Origin of the sequence: Streptomyces coeruleorubidus (assembly GCF_028885415.1) — a bacterium.
Taxonomy (GTDB): Bacteria; Actinomycetota; Actinomycetes; order Streptomycetales; family Streptomycetaceae; genus Streptomyces; species Streptomyces coeruleorubidus_A.
In genome coordinates, this window is the sequence record NZ_CP118527.1 from 6954631 (window position 1) to 6976673 (window position 22043).

Annotated in this window: 15 protein-coding genes; 7 read left to right on the top strand and 8 right to left on the bottom strand. The window is 72.1% G+C overall.

Annotated features, from left to right (window positions below):
- Together PV963_RS32480 and PV963_RS32485 are read right to left on the bottom strand one after the other, a co-directional pair.
- The gene (locus PV963_RS32480) at nt 1–1173 is read right to left on the bottom strand and encodes a PQQ-dependent sugar dehydrogenase (RefSeq protein WP_274819879.1); all 1173 of its coding nucleotides are present in this window, start codon (nt 1171–1173) and stop codon (nt 1–3) included.
- A 532-nt stretch (nt 1174–1705) separates the two neighbouring features.
- Nucleotides 1706–2704 (bottom strand): aldo/keto reductase, encoded by a 999-nt coding sequence (locus PV963_RS32485; RefSeq protein WP_274819880.1) that lies wholly within the window; start codon nt 2702–2704, stop codon nt 1706–1708.
- 77 nt (nt 2705–2781) lie between these two features.
- Between PV963_RS32485 and PV963_RS32490 the strand changes: the two genes are divergently transcribed.
- The 6 genes from PV963_RS32490 (at nt 2782) to serA (ending at nt 12723) form a co-directional block, all read left to right on the top strand.
- Complete coding sequence (locus PV963_RS32490) at nt 2782–3732, top strand: 2-hydroxyacid dehydrogenase (RefSeq protein WP_274819881.1); 951 nt, start codon at nt 2782–2784, stop codon at nt 3730–3732.
- 414 nt (nt 3733–4146) lie between these two features.
- A complete protein-coding gene (locus tag PV963_RS32495) occupies nt 4147–7167 on the top strand; it encodes a putative bifunctional diguanylate cyclase/phosphodiesterase (RefSeq protein WP_274819882.1) in 3021 nt (1006 codons plus the stop codon).
- A gap of 232 nt (nt 7168–7399) precedes the next feature.
- Nucleotides 7400–9247 carry an acetolactate synthase large subunit gene (locus PV963_RS32500; RefSeq protein ID WP_274819883.1) on the top strand — a complete coding sequence of 616 codons (1848 nt, stop codon included), beginning with the start codon at nt 7400–7402 and terminating at the stop codon, nt 9245–9247.
- A gap of 21 nt (nt 9248–9268) precedes the next feature.
- Nucleotides 9269–9793, top strand: coding sequence for an acetolactate synthase small subunit (gene ilvN / locus PV963_RS32505; protein WP_010048631.1), 525 nt, complete (start codon nt 9269–9271; stop codon nt 9791–9793).
- Between the two features lie 121 nt (nt 9794–9914).
- Entirely contained in the window at nt 9915–10913 is a 999-nt protein-coding gene (gene ilvC, locus PV963_RS32510) for a ketol-acid reductoisomerase (RefSeq protein ID WP_274819886.1), read from the top strand.
- 220 nt (nt 10914–11133) lie between these two features.
- Nucleotides 11134–12723, top strand: a complete 1590-nt coding sequence (serA, locus tag PV963_RS32515) for a phosphoglycerate dehydrogenase (RefSeq protein WP_274819888.1) — start codon at nt 11134–11136, stop codon at nt 12721–12723.
- Between the two features lie 9 nt (nt 12724–12732).
- Here serA and PV963_RS32520 read toward each other — a convergent pair whose 3' ends face one another.
- The gene (locus PV963_RS32520) at nt 12733–14274 is read right to left on the bottom strand and encodes an MFS transporter (RefSeq protein WP_274819890.1); all 1542 of its coding nucleotides are present in this window, start codon (nt 14272–14274) and stop codon (nt 12733–12735) included.
- Between the two features lie 100 nt (nt 14275–14374).
- Between PV963_RS32520 and PV963_RS32525 the strand changes: the two genes are divergently transcribed.
- On the top strand, nt 14375–14953 hold the full coding sequence (locus tag PV963_RS32525) for a TetR/AcrR family transcriptional regulator (protein ID WP_274819892.1): 579 nt from the start codon (nt 14375–14377) through the stop codon (nt 14951–14953).
- On the opposite strand, the gene PV963_RS32530 is transcribed toward PV963_RS32525, so the two are convergent.
- The 5 genes from PV963_RS32530 to PV963_RS32550 form a co-directional block, all read right to left on the bottom strand.
- Nucleotides 14940–15626, bottom strand: a complete 687-nt coding sequence (locus PV963_RS32530; protein WP_274819894.1) for an ATP-binding cassette domain-containing protein — start codon at nt 15624–15626, stop codon at nt 14940–14942. The two genes, PV963_RS32525 and PV963_RS32530, sit on opposite strands and share 14 nt — an antisense overlap.
- Nucleotides 15623–16591: an ABC transporter ATP-binding protein gene (locus tag PV963_RS32535; RefSeq protein WP_274819896.1), complete on the bottom strand. Its 969-nt coding sequence runs from the start codon at nt 16589–16591 to the stop codon at nt 15623–15625. Before PV963_RS32535 ends, PV963_RS32530 begins: the two co-directional genes overlap by 4 nt.
- The gene (locus PV963_RS32540) at nt 16581–18344 is read right to left on the bottom strand and encodes an ABC transporter permease subunit (RefSeq protein WP_274819897.1); all 1764 of its coding nucleotides are present in this window, start codon (nt 18342–18344) and stop codon (nt 16581–16583) included. Before PV963_RS32540 ends, PV963_RS32535 begins: the two co-directional genes overlap by 11 nt.
- Nucleotides 18341–19834 carry an ABC transporter substrate-binding protein gene (locus PV963_RS32545; protein ID WP_274819898.1) on the bottom strand — a complete coding sequence of 498 codons (1494 nt, stop codon included), beginning with the start codon at nt 19832–19834 and terminating at the stop codon, nt 18341–18343. Before PV963_RS32545 ends, PV963_RS32540 begins: the two co-directional genes overlap by 4 nt.
- A 461-nt stretch (nt 19835–20295) precedes the next feature.
- The gene (locus tag PV963_RS32550; protein WP_274819899.1) at nt 20296–21927 is read right to left on the bottom strand and encodes a PucR family transcriptional regulator; all 1632 of its coding nucleotides are present in this window, start codon (nt 21925–21927) and stop codon (nt 20296–20298) included.
- Between the last annotated feature and the right edge of the window lie 116 nt (nt 21928–22043).

Sequence of the window (22043 nt, forward strand, 5' to 3'; positions counted from 1 at the left end):
CTACGTCACCCGCAGTTCCAGGATCCGGTCGTCCCGGTCCTCCGGATTGCCCCGGCCGTCCGTGTTGCTGGTCACGAGCCACAGCCGGTCGCCGCCCGCCGGGACCACCGTGCGCAGCCGGCCGTACTCGCCCTCCAGGAACGCCTGCGGTTCTGCGGAGGCCTCCGTGCCGTTCAGCGGGATGCGCCACAGCCGCTTGCCGCGCAGGCCGGCCATCCAGATCGACCCCTCGGCGTAGGCGATGCCGCTGGGCGAGGCCTCGGCCGTGGTCCACTGGTCGATCGGGTTGTGGAACCCGGAGTCGTCGGACCTGCCCTCGGCCTCCGGCCAGCCGTAGTTGTCGCCCGGCTTGATCGCGTTGAGCTCGTCCCAGGTGTCCTGGCCGAACTCCGAGGCGAACAGGCGCTGCTTGCCGTCCCAGGCGAGGCCCTGCACATTGCGGTGGCCGTACGAGTACACGGGGGAATCGGGGAAGGGGTTGCCCGGCGCCGGTTCGCCCTCCGGTGTCAGGCGCAGGATCTTGCCGCCCACGGACTCCTTGTCCTGGGACAGGCCCGTGTCACCGCTCTCGCCCGTGCCGACGTACAGCATCTGGTCCGGGCCGAACTCGATCCGGCCGCCGTTGTGGACGAAGCCCTTGGGGATGCCCCTGAAGACCGTGTCGGGAGCGCCGAGCTGCTCGCCGGAGGGCTTCTTCTCGTCGTACAGCATGCGGACGATGCGGTTGTCGGAGGCCGAGGTGAAGTACGCGTAGACCATGTGGTCCGAGGCGTAGTCGGGGGACAGGACGATGCCGAGCAGGCCGCCCTCGCCGGCGGCCGATACGCCCGGCACCTCGCCGAGCTCGGTCTTCTTCCCGGTCTTGTCGTCGACCCGGACGATCGTCCCGTCGTCCCGGGAGGAGACGAGCAGGCCGCCGCCGGGCAGCGGGGCGAGGCCCCAGGGGGAGTCCAGGCCCTCGGCGACGGTACGCACCACCTTCACCGAGCCCTTGGCGGGCGGTGTCTCCTCGGCGGCCTGCCCCGCCGGTGGGGACGACCCCGGTGCCGTACGGCTCGGGGAAGCGCTCCCGTCCGTGCCGGTCGATCCTCCGCCGTCGGAGGAGCAGCCGGCCGTCAGCAGGAGCGCGGCGGCGGCCAACACGGCCGGCACGGCTCGACGTTGCACGATCATGGTCCCTTCGAGCGGCGGCGGGTTCTACCTGTCATACACCTCCCGCGCCTCCGAAGTTCCCGATCACCCAACCCCGACCCGCGAACGCGGGCACCTCAGGGCTTTTGCCCGGATCCCTCCGCGCGCCGGGGCAACGCCCGCCCCTTCCGCGGACTGCCGTCGGCCGACGGCGCGGGGTTCGGGAAGCCGGGCCGCGCCCCCGGCAGCCAGGATGTCGCCGCGATGCCAGTCCTTCAGTGGCCCGGAGACCGCTGGTGGCCGAGTCGGCCGCGCGCGGCCGTGGCCCGGTTCCGGATCAGTCCCACGACCCGTGTGCGGGTGGCAATCCGCCATCTTCAAGGCTTTGCCCGAGTTTCTCCGCGCGACGGGGCACGCCCGCCCCCTCCGCGGACCGCCGCCGGTCGACACTGCGAGCTTCGGGCAGCCGGGGCGCCGCCGAGTGCCGGCTTTCGGCAGCCGGGGGGTCGCCCGAGGCGCCTGTCCTCCGGCGGCCCCCCGGCCGCCGCGTGTGACCGCGGGCCGGCCTCCGGGATCAGTCCCACGACCCCTGGGCGGGTGGCAGTTCCGCCACCTCTCGCAGGTCCTCGGGCGTCAGACGCAGCGTCGCCGCCGCCGCGTTCTCCGTGACCCAGCGCTCCTGCTTGGTGCCGGGGACCGGGACCACGTGCCGGCCCTGGGCGAGGACCCAGGCGAGGGCGACCTGGGCGGGGGTGACGTGCTCGCCGTGGCGGCGGGCCACCCGGCGCAGGCCCGCGACGATCGGCTGGTTCGCGGCCATCATCTCGGCCGTGAAGCGGGGGTGCCGGGCCCGGACGTCGTCCGCCTCGAAGCCCGCGCCGGGCCGCAGCCTGCCGGTCAGGAAGCCGTTGCCGAGCGGCATCGCCGCCAGGAAGCCGACGCCTCGCGTCTCGCACCACGGCAGCAGTGTCTCCAGCGCCTCCGGCGACCACACCGACAGCTCCGCCTCCACCGCGCTCACGGGGAACACCTGCTGCACCCGTTCCAGCTGCCGGATCGTCGCGTCGTGCAGCCGGGCCCCGGAGCGGCGGCCGGCCCGCGCGCCCACCGCGCACAGGCCCAACGCCCTCACCTTCCCCGCCTGGACGAGCTCCGCCATCGCGCCCCACGTCTCCTCGACGGGGACTTCCGGGTCGGCCCGGTGCAGCTGGTAGAGGTCTATGACGTCGGTCTGCAGGCGCCGCAGCGACGCGTCGCAGGCACGTTTCACATACCCCGGGCGGCCGTTGGCGACGATGTGCTGGTCGCCCACGAGCAGACCGACCTTCGTCGACACGAACGCGTCCGACCGCCGTTCCTTCAACGCCCGCCCCACCAGCAGTTCGTTGGTGAAGGGGCCGTACATGTCGGCCGTGTCCAGCAGGGACGAACCCAGGTCAAGCGCCCGGTGCACCGCCCTGAGCGACTCGTCGCCACGCTGCCTCGACGCGCTGTACGCCCAGCTCATCGGCATGCACCCGAGTCCGACGGCCCCCACCGCGAGCGCCGCCGCGCCGATCGTCCTGCGCTCCACCTGGTCGTGACCCTCCCTGTTCCGGCCACCCCAACCTAACCTCTGCTGTCGCACCCTCCTGACATAGCCTCCAGAGCATGACTGCTGACGTGTGGCTGCCCATCCCGCCGGACGAGATCGAGGGACTCCCCGAGGGCCCCGCCTACCGGTTCTGGAACGGCGAGGAGGACTTCCCCGCGGACCCGGCGGACTGCGCCTTCTACGCCGTCCCCTACATGAAGCCCAGCCCGCTGTGCGTGCGTCCCCTGCCGGAGATGAGCCACGTGGAGGTCGTGCAGACCCTCTCCGCCGGCATCGACCACGTGGAGCCGGGGCTGGGGCACCTGCGTCCGGGCGTGCGGCTGTGCAACGCGCGCGGGGTGCACGAGGCCAGCACCGGAGAGCTCACCCTGGCGCTGATCCTGGCCTCGCTGCGCGGTGTCCCCGACTTCGTCCGCGCGCAGGACCGGGGGGAGTGGCTCGCCGGGTTCCGGCCCGCGCTCGCCGACAAGAACGTCCTCATCGTCGGATACGGATCGATCGGCGCCGCCATCGAGGACCGGCTCGTTCCGTTCGAGGTGGCGCGGGTGGCGCGCGTCGCGCGCTCTGAGCGCACCACGGCGCGCGGGCCGGTGCATCCGCTCACCGAACTCCCCGCGCTGCTCCCGGAAGCGGACGTGGTCATCCTGTCCACGCCGCTCACCGAAACCACCCGTGGCCTGGCCGGGGCCGACTTCCTGTCCCGGATGAAGGACGGCGCGCTCCTCGTCAACGTCGCCCGCGGCCCCGTCGTCGACACCAAAGCGCTGCTCGCCGAACTGGAGAGCGGCCGCATCACCGCCGCCCTCGACGTCACCGATCCCGAGCCCCTGCCGCGCGAACACCCCCTGTGGCGTGCGCCGGGGGTACTCATCAGCCCGCACGTCGGCGGACCCACCTCCGCGTTCCTGCCGCGCGCCAAGCGGCTCCTTGCGGACCAGTTGAACCGTTATGTGAACCGGGAGCCGCTGCGCAACGTGATCCTTACGACGGGTGCCTCAACCGGCTGATCCGAACTTCGGGTACCGTCCGCAATCCTTCGGGTGCGGTGGGTACTCATGTACCTGTTGATCGTCACGGAGCGTAGAGAACCTATGTCCCTGAGTGACGAGACTGGTGTATCGTCCCGACAGGGGCTGCGCCGGGGACAGTTCGGCGCCGGGGACGGACACTTCAGGACTGTGAGGGGGGCGACAGGCGATGCACGGCCTATGGACGAGCGATCCGACGGGGCGGGGCTGCCGGCGGCGACCCTGGCGGACGGCCGCGAGCAGACGCGGTCACCACGCCGATCACGGCGGGCGGCACACCCACCACGCCGACCACAGCCATCGTCACCGCAGGCCCGGCAGCCGCAGAAGGCATGCCCAGCCGACGCACCGGCGCCCGCGGGACCCGGGAGCGGCACGGACCGGGAGGGTCCGGTGAGCGCGCCGCCGACCCCCACACCCACGCTCGACGGAGCGCTGCGGGCACAGCCTCCGTCCCCCGGGGCGCTGCTGCCCCGCACGCCGGCCCCCGGCCCTCGGCCGCGCCTGGCCCTCCGACTCGTCCTCGCCCTGGTCTGCGCGGGATACACCGTCGGTTGCGCGTTCGGCTGGGGATCGTCCGAAATGGCCCTGCTCATGGGTGACTTCGGGCTGAGCGTCGCCGCCGGCGCCGCCGCCGTGTCCTGCGTCCTCTACGCCCGCAACCGCTGCACCCGCCTTCGACCCGCCTGGTTGCTGTTCGGCCTCTCCTCGGCGATGGCGGCCCTGGGCAACCTGGTCTGGGGGTGGTACGAGGTCGTCCTCGGACAGCCCGTCCCCAGCCCCTCGTACGCCGACCTCTTCTTCCTGTGCTTCGCGCCGCCCGCCATCGTGGGACTGCTGGTCCTCGCCAAGCGGCCCGTGAGCAAGGCCGGCTGGGTCTGCCTCGCGCTCGACGCCTGGCTGATCGGAGGCTCGCTGCTCACCCTGGCATGGAGCCTCGCGCTCGCCCAGACCGCGAAGACGGAAGGGCTGGGCGTGTCACATACGGCGCTGTCGCTGGCGTATCCGCTGCTCGACATCGCGCTGATCAGCATGGTGTTCGCGCTGCACTTCCGGCGCTCGGCGGTGAACCGCTCAGCGATCAACACCGCGATCAGCGGCCTGGCGCTGACCCTGATGTGCGACGCCCTGTTCACCTCGCCGCTGATGCACGACAGCTACCGCTCCGGCCATCTCCTCGATGCCGGCTGGTTCGCCGGCTCGCTGCTCCTGGCGTATGCCCCGTGGGCCGCGCCCAGCACGCCGGACATCGACCGGCCCGGCCCGGACCGGCAGAGCCCGGCGGGGCACGCGCGCGTGGTCCACGAGCACGTGCCCGAGCAGCGCAGCGGACCGCACCACCACCTGCCCCTCCCCGGAGGCGAGCTCGGCCGGTACCCGGCCGCCCGGCCCATCGCCGGTTCTCTCGCCGCCCTCACGCCGTATCTCGCGGCGGCCGTGTGCACGCTGGGGATCCTCTACAACATCCTGAACGGCCGCAGCGTCGACCGCGTGGTGCTGATCACCGGCGGCACGGTGGTGCTCGCGCTCGTCGTGCGGCAGGGCATCATGCTGCTCGACAACGCCACCCTCACCCAGGAACTGGCGCAGAAGGAGAACCACTTCCGCTCCCTGGTGCAGGGCTCCAGCGACGTCATCATGATCGCCGCGCCCAGCGGCATCCTCCGGTACGTCTCCCCGGCCGCCGCCGGTGTCTACGGCCGCCCCGCGGAGGAGCTCGTGGGGACGGAACTGGCCAACCTCATCCACCCGGAGGACCTGGGCTGCGTCGTCTACGAGGTGCGCCGTTTCCTCGCCGCCGACCCGGTTGAGGAACCCACCACACGCATCGAGTGCCGCTTCCGGTCGGGTGACGGCGGCTGGCTGAACGTCGAGTCGACCGTCAACCGTCACCACGGCGGCCTCATCCTCAACAGCCGGGACGTGACCGAAAGAGTACGGCTGCAGGCGCAGCTCCAGCACAACGCCGAGCACGACCCGCTGACCGACCTGCCCAACCGCGCCCTGTTCACCAGGCGCGTGCAGCAGGCGCTGTCCGGCCGTCGCGCCTCCGACCGGGGCGTTGCCCTGCGCAACACGGCCGTGCTCTTCATCGACCTCGACGGCTTCAAGGCCGTCAACGACACCATCGGGCACCAGGCCGGGGACGAGCTGCTCATCCAGGCCGCCCGCCGGCTCCAGGACTCCGTCCGGCAGGGCGACACCGCCTCCCGGCTGGGCGGGGACGAGTTCGCGGCTCTGATCGTCGGGGACAACACCCGCGACCGGGAGGCCCGGCAGCGGCACATCCTGGAGCTCGCCGACCGCCTCAGGACGACGCTGTCCCAGCCGTACGTCATCGACGGCAACGATGTCCGGGTCAACGCCTCCATCGGCGTGGCCTTCGCGGAAGCGGGCCTCGGCGCGGGCGAGCTGCTGCGCAACGCCGACCTGGCGATGTACCGCGCCAAGGCCGGCGGCAAGGGCCGCGTCGAGCTGTACAAGCCGCAGATGCAGCAGGACGTCGTACGGAAGGCGGAGCTGGCCACGCGCCTGCGGGCCGCCCTGCACGACGGCGAGTTCGCCCTGCTGCACCAGCCGGTGGTCCGTCTGGAGGACGGCCGGATCTCATCGGTGTCCGCACAGGCGCGCTGGCGCTCCTCCCAGGGGGTGCTGTTCACCCCGGCGGAGTTCCTGAGCGTGGCCGAGGACAGCGACAAGACCGCCGAGCTGGGCCGGTGGATGATCGACGAGGCCGTCGAGCAGGCCGCCGAGCGGCACGCGACCGGGCTGTCCGCGCCGGTCGTCGTCCGGATGAGCGCCCGCCGGCTGCTGGACCGGTCGATGCCGCTCGGCACGATCGAGGCGCTGCTCACGCGACACGGACTGCCCTCCGGGTCGCTGATCATCGAGCTGTCCGACGTCGACCCCAGGGCCGGTCTGGAGGAGCTGGAGCGGCGGCTCGGTGCCCTCAGGCGGGTCGGTGTCCGGATCGCGCTCGACGGGTTCGGCAGTGGCTACGGGGCGATCACGGCCCTCAGGCGGCTGCCCGTCGACGTGCTGAAGCTCGACCGCAGTCTGGTCGAGGGCGTCGTGGACTCCGCGCGGCTGCACAAGATCACCAGTGGGCTGCTGCGCATCGCCGGCGACCTTGGGATGAAGTCCGTGGCCGACGGGGTGGATTCGCCGGAGCAGGTCGTCGCCCTGCGCGCGATGGGCTGTACGCACGGGCAGGGCATGGCGTTCTCCGGGCCGCTCGACGAGTACCGGCTGCGCCGGGCGCTCGCCTCCGGCCACTATCCGGTGCCGCACGGACCGGCCGAACCGGCGTTCGCGGGCGGCGCCCCGCGGGTGTACAGCTCGGGTGTGTCCGCCGTCATCGGAGGCGGTACGGCCCTCCGCTCACATAATGAGACTCCCGTCCCACCCACTTGACAGTGAGTGCGTGCCGGGGGGAGGGTCTGTGCCATGCGCACCCGAATTCTCGTACTTGGAAAGCGCGTCGGCTGACGCTGAGCCTCGACCGCTCAGCGACCCCACCCGGCGCGCTCCCCTCGCTTGCCCTACGGCACGAGGGGTTTTTTGTTGCACAGGCGCCTTCCGTGCAGCAGCCGAAAACCGCACAAACCTTGCAAAAAAACCCTCAGCATCTGAGAAGAGAATGCCGATGACCGAGCAGGCCACCGGGGCCCATCACCCGCAGCCCCGGCCCCGATCCGGAGGACAGCACTCCGCCCCCGAGCAGGTGACGGGCGCGCAGTCCCTCATCCGCTCTCTCGAGGAGGTCGGCGCCGACACGGTATTCGGCATTCCCGGCGGTGCGATCCTCCCGGCCTACGACCCGCTGATGGACTCCACCAGGGTGCGCCACGTCCTGGTCCGCCACGAGCAGGGCGCCGGTCACGCCGCCACCGGCTACGCGCAGGCCACCGGCAAGGTCGGCGTCTGCATGGCCACCTCCGGACCCGGCGCCACCAACCTGGTCACCCCGATCGCCGACGCGCACATGGACTCCGTGCCGCTGGTCGCGATCACCGGCCAGGTGGCGTCCAAGGCGATCGGCACGGACGCCTTCCAGGAGGCGGACATCGTCGGCATCACCATGCCGATCACGAAGCACAACTTCCTCGTCACCAAGGCCGAGGACATCCCGCGCGTCATCGCCCAGGCCTTCCACATCGCCTCCACCGGCCGCCCCGGCCCGGTCCTGGTCGACATCGCCAAGGACGCGCTCCAGGCGAAGACCACGTTCTCCTGGCCGCCGAGCATGGACCTGCCCGGCTACCGCCCGGTGACCAAGCCGCACGCCAAGCAGATCCGCGAGGCCGCCAAGATGATCACACAGGCCCGCCGGCCCGTGCTGTACGTCGGCGGCGGCGTGCTCAAGGCCAAGGCCACGGCCGAGCTGAAGGTCCTCGCCGAGCTCACCGGCGCGCCCGTCACCACCACCCTGATGGCGCTCGGCGCGTTCCCCGACAACCACCCGCAGCACCTGGGCATGCCCGGCATGCACGGCTCCGTGGCCGCCGTCACCGGTCTTCAGAAGGCCGACCTGATCGTCGCCCTCGGCGCCCGCTTCGACGACCGCGTCACCGGCAAGCTGGACAGCTTCGCGCCCTTCGCCAAGATCGTCCACGCGGACATCGACCCGGCCGAGATCGGCAAGAACCGTGCCGCCGACGTGCCGATCGTCGGTGACGCCCGCGAGGTCATCGCCGACCTGATCCAGGCGGTGCAGAAGGAGCACAGCGAGGGCCACCAGGGCGACTACACCATGTGGTGGAACGACCTGAACCGCTGGCGCGAGAGCTACCCGCTCGGCTACGACCAGCCCGACGACGGCTCGCTCTCCCCGCAGCAGGTCATCGAGCGCATCGGGCAGCTCGCCCCCGAGGGCACGATCTTCGCGGCGGGCGTCGGCCAGCACCAGATGTGGGCCGCGCACTTCATCGAGTACGACAAGCCGGGCACCTGGCTGAACTCCGGCGGCGCCGGAACCATGGGCTACGCCGTCCCGGCCGCCATGGGCGCCAAGGCGGGCGCACCCGAGCGGGCCGTCTGGGCGATCGACGGCGACGGCTGCTTCCAGATGACCAACCAGGAGCTCACCACCTGCGCCCTGAACAACATCCCGATCAAGGTCGCCGTCATCAACAACGGCGCCCTGGGGATGGTCCGCCAGTGGCAGACGCTCTTCTACAACCAGCGGTACTCCAACACCGTGCTGCACTCCGGCCCGGACGACGTGAACCCTCAGGCACGCGGCACCCGCGTCCCCGACTTCGTGAAGCTGTCGGAGGCCATGGGCTGCTACGCGATCCGCTGCGAGAACCCGGCCGACCTCGACAAGGTCATCGAGGAGGCGAACTCCGTCAACGACCGCCCGGTCGTCGTCGACTTCATCGTCCACGAGGACGCGATGGTCTGGCCGATGGTCGCCGCCGGCACCTCCAACGACGAGATCATGGCCGCCCGGGACGTCCGCCCCGACTTCGGCGACAACGAAGACGACTGAGCGAGAGAGACCGAAGAGATCATGTCCAAGCACACGCTCTCCGTCCTGGTGGAGAACACCCCCGGCATCCTCGCCCGGATCGCCGCGCTGTTCTCCCGCCGCGGCTTCAACATCGACTCGCTCGCCGTCGGTGTCACCGAGCACCCCGACATCTCCCGCATCACCATCGTCGTGGGGGTGGAGGACCTGCCGCTGGAGCAGGTGACCAAGCAGCTCAACAAGCTCGTCAACGTGCTGAAGATCGTCGAGCTGGAGCCGTCGCAGGCGGTGCAGCGCGAACTCGTCCTGGTGAAGGTGCGCGCCGACAACGAGACGCGCTCCCAGATCGTCGAGATCGTCCAGCTGTTCCGCGCCAAGACCGTCGACGTCTCCCCGGAGGCCGTGACCATCGAGGCCACCGGATCCGGCGAGAAGCTGTCCGCGATGCTCAAGATGCTGGAGCCGTACGGCATCAAGGAGCTCGTCCAGTCCGGCACGATCGCGATCGGCCGCGGTGCCCGCTCCATCACGGACCGGTCGCTGCGCGCCCTGGACCGGTCGGCCTAAGACCCGAAACGGGCGGTCGGCGCGCCGCCGGCCGCCCGTATTCCGAGACCCTCAGACTTCCCTTCCGCCCCCCGTCATACGGTGGGACGCAACACCTGCACTCCCGAGGAGAGAACCCAAAGTGGCCGAGCTGTTCTACGACGCCGACGCCGACCTGTCCATCATCCAGGGCCGCAAGGTCGCGGTCATCGGGTACGGCAGCCAGGGCCACGCCCACGCGCTGTCGCTCCGTGACTCGGGTGTCGACGTGCGCGTCGGTCTGCACGAGGGCTCCAAGTCCAAGGCCAAGGCCGAGGAGCAGGGCCTGCGCGTGGTGACGCCGTCGGAGGCCGCCGCCGAGGCCGACGTCATCATGATCCTGGTCCCGGACCCGATCCAGGCCCAGGTCTACGAGGAGCACATCGCCCCCAACCTGAAGGACGGCGACGCGCTGTTCTTCGGCCACGGCCTGAACATCCGCTACGGCTTCATCAAGCCCCCGGCCGGCGTGGACGTCTGCATGGTCGCCCCCAAGGGCCCGGGCCACCTGGTGCGCCGCCAGTACGAGGAGGGCCGCGGCGTTCCGTGCATCGCCGCCGTCGAGCAGGACGCGACCGGCAACGCCTTCGCGCTGGCCCTGTCGTACGCCAAGGGCATCGGCGGCACCCGCGCCGGCGTCATCAAGACGACCTTCACCGAGGAGACCGAGACCGACCTGTTCGGTGAGCAGGCCGTCCTCTGCGGTGGTACGGCCGCGCTGGTCAAGGCGGGCTTCGAGACGCTGACCGAGGCCGGCTACCAGCCGGAGATCGCCTACTTCGAGTGCCTGCACGAGCTGAAGCTGATCGTGGACCTCATGTACGAGGGCGGCCTGGAGAAGATGCGCTGGTCGATCTCCGAGACCGCCGAGTGGGGCGACTACGTCACCGGCCCGCGCATCATCACGGACGCCACCAAGGCCGAGATGAAGAAGGTCCTCGCCGAGATCCAGGACGGTTCGTTCGCGAGGCAGTGGATGGACGAGTACCACGGCGGTCTGAAGAAGTACAACGAGTACAAGAAGCAGGACTCCGAGCACCTGCTGGAGACCACCGGCAAGGAGCTGCGCAAGCTCATGAGCTGGGTCGACGAGGAGGCGTGAGCCCTCGGGCCCGGCCGCGGCACCGACGCCGCGGCCGGGCCCTTTCTCGTCCGGGTGATCCTTCCGCGCAGGCGTGAGACGCCCACCGTTGCACCACTACACTGCTGCATATATACGCGTCAGGCCCACAGCGTCGTGCGTCTTCCACGCGGCATGCACCCCTCCACCGCCTGCGGCCGTCGGGACGGCCGTCCGCAGCATTGGACTTGTGAGGACTCACGTGAGCTCGAAACCAGTCGTACTCATCGCTGAAGAGCTGTCGCCTGCCACCGTCGACGCGCTGGGCCCGGACTTCGAGATCCGGCAGTGCAACGGCGCGGACCGGGCCGAGCTGCTCCCGGCCATCGCCGAGGTGGACGCGATCCTGATCCGTTCGGCCACCAAGGTCGACGCCGAGGCGATCGCCGCCGCGAACAAGCTCAAGGTCGTCGCGCGAGCCGGCGTCGGCCTGGACAACGTGGACGTGTCCGCCGCCACCAAGGCCGGCGTGATGGTCGTCAACGCCCCCACCTCGAACATCGTGACCGCCGCCGAGCTCGCCTGCGGTCTCCTCCTCGCCACCGCCCGCAACATCCCGCAGGCCAACGCCGCGCTGAAGAACGGCGAGTGGAAGCGCAGCAAGTACACGGGCGTGGAGCTGGCCGAGAAGACCCTCGGTGTCGTCGGCCTCGGCCGCATCGGCGCGCTCGTCGCGCAGCGCATGTCCGCCTTCGGCATGAAGGTCGTGGCCTACGACCCCTACGTGCAGCCCGCGCGCGCCGCGCAGATGGGCGTGAAGGTGCTGTCGCTGGACGAGCTGCTCGAGGTCTCCGACTTCATCACCGTCCACCTGCCCAAGACCCCCGAGACGCTCGGCCTGATCGGCGACGAGGCACTGCGCAAGGTCAAGCCGAGCGTGCGCATCGTCAACGCCGCGCGCGGCGGGATCGTCGATGAGGAGGCGCTGTACTCCGCCCTCAAGGAGGGCCGGGTCGCCGGTGCCGGTCTCGACGTGTACGCCAAGGAGCCGTGCACCGACTCGCCGCTCTTCGAGTTCGACCAGGTCGTCGCCACCCCGCACCTCGGTGCCTCCACCGACGAGGCGCAGGAGAAGGCCGGTATCGCCGTCGCCCGTTCCGTGCGTCTGGCGCTCGCCGGTGAGCTCGTGCCGGACGCGGTGAACGTCCAGGGCGGCGTCATCGCCGAGGACGTCAAGCCGGGTCTGCCGCTCGCCGAGCGCCTGGGCCGGATCTTCATGGCGCTCGCCGGTGAGGTCGCGGTCCGCCTCGACGTCGAGGTGTACGGCGAGATCACCCAGCACGACGTGAAGGTGCTGGAACTGTCCGCCCTCAAGGGTGTCTTCGAGGACGTCGTCGACGAGACGGTGTCCTACGTCAACGCCCCGCTGTTCGCCCAGGAGCGCGGCGTCGAGGTGCGGCTGACCACCAGCTCGGAGGCGACCGAGCACCGCAACGTCGTCACCGTGCGCGGCACCCTCGCCGACGGCGAGGAGGTGTCGGTCTCCGGCACGCTGGCCGGCCCCAAGCACCTCCAGAAGATCGTCGCCGTCGGCGACTACGACGTCGACCTCGCGCTCGCCGAGCACATGGTGGTGCTGAAGTACGAGGACCGGCCGGGTGTCGTCGGCACGGTGGGCCGCATCCTCGGCGAGGCGGGCATCAACATCGCCGGCATGCAGGTGTCGCGGTCCGTGGCCGGCGGCGAGGCGCTGGCGGTGCTGACCGTGGACGACACGGTGACCTCCGGTGTGCTGGCCGAGGTCGCGGCGGAGATCGGTGCGACGTCGGCTCGTTCGGTGAACCTGGTCTGAGATTGCCGTTCAAACGCCGGACGGGCTGAGTTGATCAGCTCGTCCGGCGTTGTCGTGCACGGGCACGCGCCGCAGCATGACCGTCGCCAGCACGGCCGCGCCCAGCAGCGTCACCGCCCCCGCCAGGGCGGCGCCCCGCATTCCGCTGGTGAACGCCTCGCGTGCCGCCGCCGCCAGGACGTCCCCCGTGCGTCCCGGCAGCTGCTCGGCCACGGCCAGGGCGGCGCCCAGCGTCTCGTGGGCGGGAGCCGGCGCCGAGGCGGGGATCTCATGGCGGTAGACCGCCGTACCGATCGATCCCAGGACCGCCATCCCCAGGGCGCCGCCGAACTCCGCGCCGGTCTCCATCAGGGAGGAGGCGGTCGCCGCCCGGTCCACTGGTGCGGCGCCCATCGCGAGATCCATGATCTGGGTCGTCGCCATGACGACTCCGCAGGCCAGGACCCCGCACGCGGTCAGCACCAGCCACATCGACTCCGTACCGGCGACGGCCAGCAGGCCGTAGCCGCTCGCGGAGATCGTGAAGCCCGCCGCGACGACGGTGGCGCGGGCGACGCCCTTGCGGACCAGCCAAGTCGCCAGCGGGGCCGCCATGCCGATCGGCACCGACGGCAGCAGGCCCCACAGCGCGGCCTCCATCGCGCTCTTGCCGAGCACCGACTGGATGTACTGCGTGGTGAACAACGCCGAGCCCATCATCCCGAACAGCGCGAGCAGGTTCAGGGCGACGGCGGGCCCGAAGCCCCGGCCGCGGAACAGCGTGGGTGGGATCATGGGTGAGGCCGATGTGCGCTGGCGGTGGACGAAGAGGGCGGCGAAGAGCAGGCCGACGGTGATCGAGACGACGTAGCGGACGTTCCAGCCGTCCGACGTGATCTCCTTCAGGCCGTAGATCACCGGGAGCACCGCCGCCATCGACAGCGACACGCTGAGCCGGTCGAAGCGGCCGGGGGCGGGGTTCCTCGACTCGGGGAGCAGGATCGGGCCGATGACCAGCAGCAGCGCCATCGCGGGCAGGTTGACCAGGAAGACCGAGCCCCACCAGAAGTACTCGACGAGCACGCCGCTCATCACCGAGCCGAGCGCGACGCCGCCCGTCATCACGCCGGACCACAGGGCGATCGCCTTCGCGCGCTGCGCGGGGTCGGTGAACATCGTGCGGACCAGCGCCAGCGTCGACGGCATCAGGGTCGCGCCGCCGATGCCCAGCACGGCGCGGGCCGCGATCAGCGCCTCGGCGCTGTGGGCGTACGCCGCGGCCAGCGAGGCGGCTCCGAAGGCGGCGGCGCCGATCAGCAGCAGCTTGCGGCGGCCGATCCGGTCGCCCAGCGCGCCCATCGTCATCAGCAGGCCGGCCAGGACGAAGGCGTAGATGTCGAAGATCCACAGCTGCTGGGTGCCGGTGGGCTCAAGATCGGCGCTGATCTCCGGGACCGCGAAGTAGAGGACCGAGACGTCCATCGAGACCAGCAGCAGCGGCAGCATCAGGACGCCGAGGGCGGTCCATTCGCGGCGGCCGGCGCGGGCCGGGGAGTTGGGGTTCGTCGTCATGGGGCAGGACTGTACGAGTGTCTTAAACGCTTGTCTAGTACGTCTGTATAAGACGAGTGTCTGGGACGTGTGTATGGATGCGGGGGTAGGGTGAGATGCCATGGGACACCGTGAGGATCTGCTCGAGGGCGCCAAGCGCTGCCTGCTGGCGAAGGGGTTCGTGCGCACGACGGCGCGCGACATCGTCAAGGAGTCGGGGACGAACCTGGCCTCGATCGGCTACCACTACGGCTCGAAGGACGCGCTGCTGGCGCAGGCGTACATCGAGATGGTGGAGGGGATGTCCGACGCCTTCGAGGGCGGCGGTGAGCTGGGCGGGGAGCCGGGGTCGCTGGAGCGGTTCGCCGAAGTGTGGTCGAACATCATCGCAACCATGCGTGACCCCGGGTCGATGTGGCGGCTCAGCATGGAGATCGCGGCGATGGGCGACCAGCTGCCGGAGGTGCGGGAGCATCTCGCGCAGGCCCAGCGGGGCGGGGCGCGCGGCATCATCACGCTCTTCCACGGCGGGAACGAGGAGGATGTCCCCGAGGAGAAGGTCGACACCCTCGGCTACTTCTACCTGACCCTGATGATGGGGCTCATGTCGCAGTGGACCTTCGACCCGAAGAGCGCGCCCGAGGCCGGGCAGCTCGCCGAGGGGCTCCGCCAGGTGATCGAGGCCGCTACCCGGAAGTGACGCCGACGCGCCCCTCGCGCATCTCGACGACCCGGTCCGCGAAGTGCCGTACGACCGCCCGGTCGTGGCAGATGAACAGGTAGCCGAGGCCCAGGTCGTCCTGGAGGTCGGCGAGCAGGTTCAGCACGCCCGCGCGTACCGACGGGTCGAGTGACGACACCGGCTCGTCGAGCACCAGCAGCCGCGGGTCGGACGCCAGGGCGCGGGCGATGCCGGCGCGCTGGCACTGGCCGCCGGAGAGCTCGTGCGGGTGCCGGTCGCCGTACGCGGGGTCCAGGCCCACCCGGTCGAGGAGTTCGGCGACCCGTTCCGGGCCGTCGGCGGAATGCCAGCGGCCCTGGACCTTCAGCGGTTCGGCGATGGCGTCGCGGATGCGGTGGCGGGGGCTCAGCGAGCCGTACGGGTCCTGGAAGACGGGCTGCATACGGGGTCGCAGCGGGCGCAGCTCGCGTTCGGTGAGGGACGTCAACTCCCGCCCCTCGAAGTGGACTTCACCACTGGTCGGGCGGCGCAGCTGGAGCACCGCCAGGGCCGTGGAGGACTTGCCGCAGCCGGACGGGCCGTTCAGGGCGAGGGTCTCGCCGGCGGCCAGGGAGAAGGAGACGCCGTCCACGGCGGTGACCTGGCCGTAGCGGACGACCAGGTCGCGGACGTCGAGCAGGGGTTCGCTCATGCGGGCTGCCGCTCCTTCAGGAACAACTCGGCGGCCGGGTGGGGGAGTTCCTCCCAGCGGTGGCAGGCGACCAGGCGGCCGGGCACCTGCTGGGGCTCTGGTTGTGCCGTGCGGCAGGAGTCCGCCGCGAGCGGGCAGCGCGGGGCGAAGGCGCAGCCCGGCGGGAGCGCGCCCGGGGCCGGCGGGGTGCCGCGCAGGGCGGGGAGACGGCGGCCCGGGGGCGCGTTCTGCGGGAGGGAGGCGAGCAGGCCGGCCGTGTAGGGGGCGCGGGGGCGGGCCAGCACCTCGTCGGCGGGGCCGAGTTCGGTGAGGCGTCCGGCGTACATGACCAGCACCCGGTCCGCGTGGCCCCGCACGACGTCCATGTCGTGCGTGACCAGGACGAGCGCGGCGCCGACCGCCTCCCGCTGCTCGGCGAGCAGCCGCAGCACCTGGTCGCGGCGCTCCTCGTCGAGGGCGGTGGTGGGCTCGTCGGCGACCACGATGTCCGGTTCGTTGATGGTGGCCATGGCGATCACCGCGCGCTGGCGCATGCCGCCGGAGTACTCGTGCGGATACGCCCGTGCCCTGCGGGCCGCGTCCGGGATGCCGACCCGGTCCAGGGCCGCGACCGCCCGGGCCCTGGCCTCCTTGCGGGAGACGCCGGTCACCGACCGTACGGCGGCGGCGAGTTGGTCGCCCACCCGGTGCACCGGGGACAGTGCCGACAGGGCGTCCTGCGGGACGAGCGAGACGCGGCGGCCCCGGTGGGCCGAGAGGTCGGGCAGGATCGTGCCGCTCGTGGTCGCGCCGCACGGCAGCATGCCGAGGAGCGCGCGGGCCGTGAGGGACTTGCCGGCTCCCGACTCGCCGACGATCGCCAGCACTTCGCGCGGGAGGACATCGAAGGACAGGCCGCGCACGGCCTCGATCCCGTCGAAGGCGATCCGCAGCTCGCGCACCGACAGCAGTGGCTCAGACTCCAACGGGGGCCTCCTTCTTGGCCGGAGCCGGGGTGACGCGACGTATCCTCCGGCCCTGGGTGAGGGCCGCTCCCGAGACCGCGAGGCCCGCCAGCAGGGCCAGCGCCACCGCCGGGGCGAGCGCCGCCCACGGGGCGCGTTCCACATAGGCGCGGGACTCGTCGAGCAGCAGACCCCACTCGGGGGCGGGCGGCTGGGCGCCCAGACCCAGGAAGCCCAGCGAGGCCAGGGCCAGGGCGATGCCCGGCAGGCGCAGCAGGGCATGGCGGGCGACCGGGGCGGCCACGGACGGCAGGACGTGCCGGGTGAGGATCCAGAACGGGCTCGCGCCGATGGCCCGTTGGGCGGTCAGGAACGCCGACGCCCGCACCTCCTGCACCAGCGCCGCCGCGTGTGCGGACAGGGCCGGCCAGGAGATCAGCGCGACCGCGAGGGCAGCGCCGCCGGTGCCGGGACCGGCGGCCGCGGCGACCAGGATGCCGACGATCACCGGGGGCAGGGCGTTGGCGATGTCCGCCGCGCCCTCCGCGATCCGGGGGAGGAAGCCCAGGGCGAGCGCGACCAGCAGGCTCAGCAGGCAGACGGCCGTCGCCGTGCCGACCGTGGAGGCGGCGCCGTGTCCGAGCCGGGCGAGCACGTCACGGCCGAGGCCGTCGGTGCCGAGCGGATGGGCCCAGGAGGGCGCGGCCAGCCGGGCCATGGTGTTGACGGCGTATGGGTCGCGCAGCAGGCCCCAGCCGATGGTCACGGCGAGGACGGTGAACAGCGTCAACGGGATCGCGGGATGTGCGCGCACCGGCCGTGCCGGAGGCAGTGCCAGCGAGGCGTCCCGCAGGGCCGGGCCCAGCAGCCGTCGCCGGGCGAGCGCCGCCAGCGCGCCCGTGACCAGGCCGAGCGCGAGCAGTGCGAGCACCGAGCCCTGGAGCAGCGGCAGATCCTGCGACTTGGCGGCGCCGAGCGCGGTACGGCCGATGCCCGGCACGGCGAAGACCGTCTCCACGGCGACCGCGCCACCGGTGAGCCCCACGGCGACCATCCCGAACTGCGGGACCAGCGGCGGCAGGACGCGTCGCAGCGCCGCCCCGGCGATCCGCGCCCGGCTCACCCCGGCGCCCCGCCACAGCTCCACCCACCGTTCGTCGAGCACGGCGGGCAACGCGTCCGCGACGAGCCGGCCGAGCAGCCCGCCGCCGGGGACGCCGAGGGCCACGGCGGGCAGGACCATGTTCTGCGGCCCCACCCAGCCCGACGTCGGCAGCCACCCCAGCCACACCCCGAACACCAGCAGCGCGACCGTGGCCAGCAGGAACTCCGGTACGGCGGCCAGCATCGCGGCCCACGCCCCGGCCGAGGCCCGGCCCCGCACCAGCACCGGCGCGACCAGCGCGCACGCCAGCAGCAGCGCCACGCCCAGCGAGGCGCCCATCAGCGCCAGTGACACCTGGAGCCCCGAGACCACGGAGGGCAGGACCTCGGTGCCCGACACCCAGGAGGCGCCGAGGTCGCCGCGCAGCAGGTCCGAGGCCCAGCCGCCCAGCAGGGACAGGGGCCCGGCGTCCAGACCGAGGTCCCGCCGTACGGAGTCCAGAGCTTCCTCGGTCGGGTCCTGCTCGGCGGAGCGGGCCCGCAGCACGGCCAGGGCCGGGTCCCTGCCGGAGAGCCAGGGCAGCAGGCCGACGGCGGCCAGGACGGCGATCAGGCAGAGGAGGCGGGTCAGCGCCGCGGCGCCGGCGAGCCGCCGTATACGGGCTTTCACTTGACGTGGGTGTCCGCCGTGACCAGCTCCCGCTCACGCGGGTCGTGGGCGGCGTCGGTCACGCCGGCGGCGTCGCCCTGGATCACGCGCTCGTGCAGCATGGGCACGGCCGCGTCCGTGCCGAGCACGGCGGCCTCGGCGGCGATGACCGCCTGGCGCCGGGCGTCGCCGGTCGGCGTCTCGCCGGCCTTCTGCAGGGCCTTGTCCACGGCCGGGGCCGCGAGCTGGGAGATGTTGAAGGAGCCGTCGGAGGCGAAGTCGCTGTAGAGGTAGGCGGCCGGGTCGCCGGAGTCGAGGACGGTGGCGCGGGAGAGGATGAACGCGTCGAACCGGCCCGCCAGCGCGTCGGACTCGATGTTGGCGTACTCGCGGACGTCGAGCTTCACCTTGAACCCGGCCTTCTGCAGCTGCTGTTGCAGTGCGGCGGCGACCTCGGGCAGCTCGGCGCGGTCGGTGAAGGTGCCGATGGTGATCGTCTTGCCGGCCGGGCCGCCGGCCTTGGTCCGCTGCACCGGCTTCCGCAGCTCGGCCGCCCAGGGCAGGGCGGGGCCGAGCAGCCCCTCGGCGACGTCGGCGCGCCCCTCGTACACGCCCTTCACGATCGACTCGGCGTCGATGGCCTCACGGGCCGCCGCCCGCACCGCGGCGTCCTTGAAGGGGCCCTTCTCGGTGTTGAGGTACAGGGTGTTGGTGCGCGGCATCGGGACTTCGGTGATCAGGTCCTGGTCGAGGACGGCGGCCTGCGACACCGGCACCGCCTCGACGATGTCGGCCTCGCCGCTGCGCAGGGCCGCGGCACGGGCGGTGCCGTCCGGCACGAACCGCACGTCGATGCCGGGGGCCTTGGCCTTCTTCCCCCAGTAGTCATCGTAGCGGTCGAGGGCGGCGGAAGAGGTGCCGTTGACCTTCGTCAGCTCGAAGGGGCCGGTGCCCGCGCCGACGGGGTTGACCGACTTCCCCTTGTAGGCCCTGGCGGCCAGGATCGACAGCTGCGGGGAGCTGAGCCGCTGCGGGACCAGGGGGTCCTCGGTTGCGGTGGTGACGGTGACCTTGTCGCCGTCGGCCTTCGCGGTCAGGTCCACGCCGTCGAGAATGCGGGGCTTGGGGGAGGCGGCGGCGGCCTTGGTGAGGGAGTTGACGACGGTTTCGGCGGTGAGCTTCGTCCCGTCGTGGAAGGTGACGCCGTCGCGCAGGGTGAAGGTCCAATTCCGGCCGGACTGGGCCCACTCGGTGGCCAGCGCCGGCTCGGCGTCACCGTCCGCGTTCAGTTTCACCAGGGTCTCCGCCGTCGACCAGCGCGACAGCTTGAAGGCGTCGTCCGACAGCGGGGACAGCCCCGAGCGCGGTGGCTGCATCATCGCGACGCGTATGCGCTTGCCCCCTGCCCCGGAGGCGTCCGTGGCCGACTGCCCACCGGAGAAGCAGCCGGTGAGCAGGGCGGAGGCCGCGGTGACGGCGGCAAGCGGGATGAGTCGAGCGGGGACGCGCACGGGGACACCTCGGTCAAGGCCTGGTAAATGGTTGAACGCGCCATGACCGTAGCATGATGACAATCGTTTTCAGAAGTGGCCCGGCTGTCAGCGGACGGGACTGTCAGGAGACGGGACGGAAGTGCCGTCGGTGTCCGCCTCCCGGATGGCGGTGACGGGCCGCCAGGTGCCGTAGTGGGGTTTGGCGTCCCAGGCGGTGATGGGGGGCGTCCGCCTGGGCCGTGCTGGCCGCCGCGTACAGGCGCGCCGTCTCGGCGATCCGATCCAGGCGCTGGCGAAGGGCTCGTGGCCGGTCAGGGTGATGTCCAGCCGGGGCGCAGCTCCGGGGAAGTGGTGGCGCAGTACCCGGTGAGCCGCCGAGGCGGCTGCCGCCGCGGACGAGGCCGTACGAGGCGCCCGCTCGTGCCACTTGTACGAGGGCGCTCGGGTCCGTCCTCAAACCGCCCGTTCGGGCGACTGACTCACCCGGACGGCCCGATGTCCTGGCCCTGTGCGAGCCGGGCCCCCTTCAGCGCCATGTGCAGGAGCAGGCGGTCCTCGCCGTCGTCCAGGTCCAGGCCGGTGAGCTTCTCGATCCGGGACAGGCGGTAGTACAGGGTCTGGCGGTGGATGCCCAGCTCGGCGGCGGCCCGGGCGGCCTGGCCGGCGCAGTCGAGGTAGACCTCGGCGGTGCGGGCGAGCTCCTGGTGGACGGGGAAGAGCAGGGCGTGCACCGCGGGGTCGCGGGCCACCTCCGGCGGCAGCGCGGTGAGCAGCCGGAACGGCCCGATCGACGCCCACTGGGCGACGGGCCCGAGCCGGGGCTCGGCCGACGCGGCCCGTGCCGCTGCCGAGGCCTCCCACCAGGCCGTCCCCAACTCGGCGAGGCCGGAGCGGGGCGTTGCGACACCGGCGGCGGGGCCGCCCGCTCCGCGCGAGGGCCTTCCCGCCGGGCCGGACGCAGCGGTGCCGGTCGGTCCGTGGGAGGAAGCCCCGGGCTGTTCTGGCCGGGCAGCGGCGGATGCGCCGCGGGGACCGCCGGCCGGTCCCTGAGCAGGCGAGCCGCCCGCTCCGCCTGCTCCGGACGACGGAGTGCCGGTGGCCGGTCTGCCCGAGGCGCCGGCGGCGGCTCCGCCCGAGGTGTTGCCGGTTGTTCCGCGCGGGGCCGGGCCGGTCGTTCCGCTCGAGGTGTTGCCGGTCGTTCCCCGTGGGGCGTCGGCAGCCGCTCCGCCTGAAGTGCTGCCGGTTGTTCCGCCCGAGGTGCTGCCGGTCGTTCCGCGCGGGGCCGGGCCAGTTGGTCCGCCTGAGCCCGTGCCGGTCGCGCCCCGCACGGCGCCGCCGCCCGGCCCGCTTCCCCCGCCCCCCCGCTCCAGCAGGCGGGCTGCCGCTGTCGTCGCCGGAGTCAGTACGTCCGACGAGCGCAGGCGGACCAGGACGGCCACGCACTGGGACGCAGCACCCCACGGCAGGGTGCACAGGGCCGTCGCGCCCGGCATCGTGCGGACCGACGGGGCGTCGTCGGGGTCGGCCGTGGGCCAGGGGGCGACGCACACCACCGTGTGCGGGCCGTCGGCGCGAGGGCCGAGGGCGGTGCGCAGTTCCGCGATGGCCATGTCACGCTGCCAGTCGCGTTCGGCGGTGAGCACGGCCCGCAGCTCGCGGCTGAGGTCGGCACCGTGCTGGGCCTCGTCCGCGAGCAGTGCGCCGATCTGGGCCGTGACCTGCATCGCGGCGGACAGCTGGCCTTCGCTCGGGCCGGGGTCGTCGTCCAGCAGCCAGACGTAGCCGTGGACCACGCCCCGGTGACGGACGGGCAGGCAGATCCGGCCCCGATACACCCCGGCCTCCGGCGTCGGCGGGATCCGGACCGGGCCGGTCGCGCGCGTGATGCCGAAGCCCTCGAACCACGCCCGGACCGCTGCCGTCGAGCGGCGGGTGAGGATCGAGCGGGTGCGCACCGGGTCCAGGGCCGACGGGTCGAGGTCGCCCTCACTGTCGTACGCGCCGAAGGCGAGCAGCTCGAAGTCCCGGTTCTCCAGCGTCGCGGGCGCCCCGAGCAGCTCCGAGATCTCGTCGACCAGCTCCTCGTAGTCACCCCTGTGTTCCGACGTCATCCAGGCATTGTCCCGCACTCCAGAGACCCCTTCATACATCTGTCTGAGATCTGCGGCACGGATGCGTGACAGCTGTCGATGGCCGACGATCGGAGGGATCCTTAGGTTTCACGGTG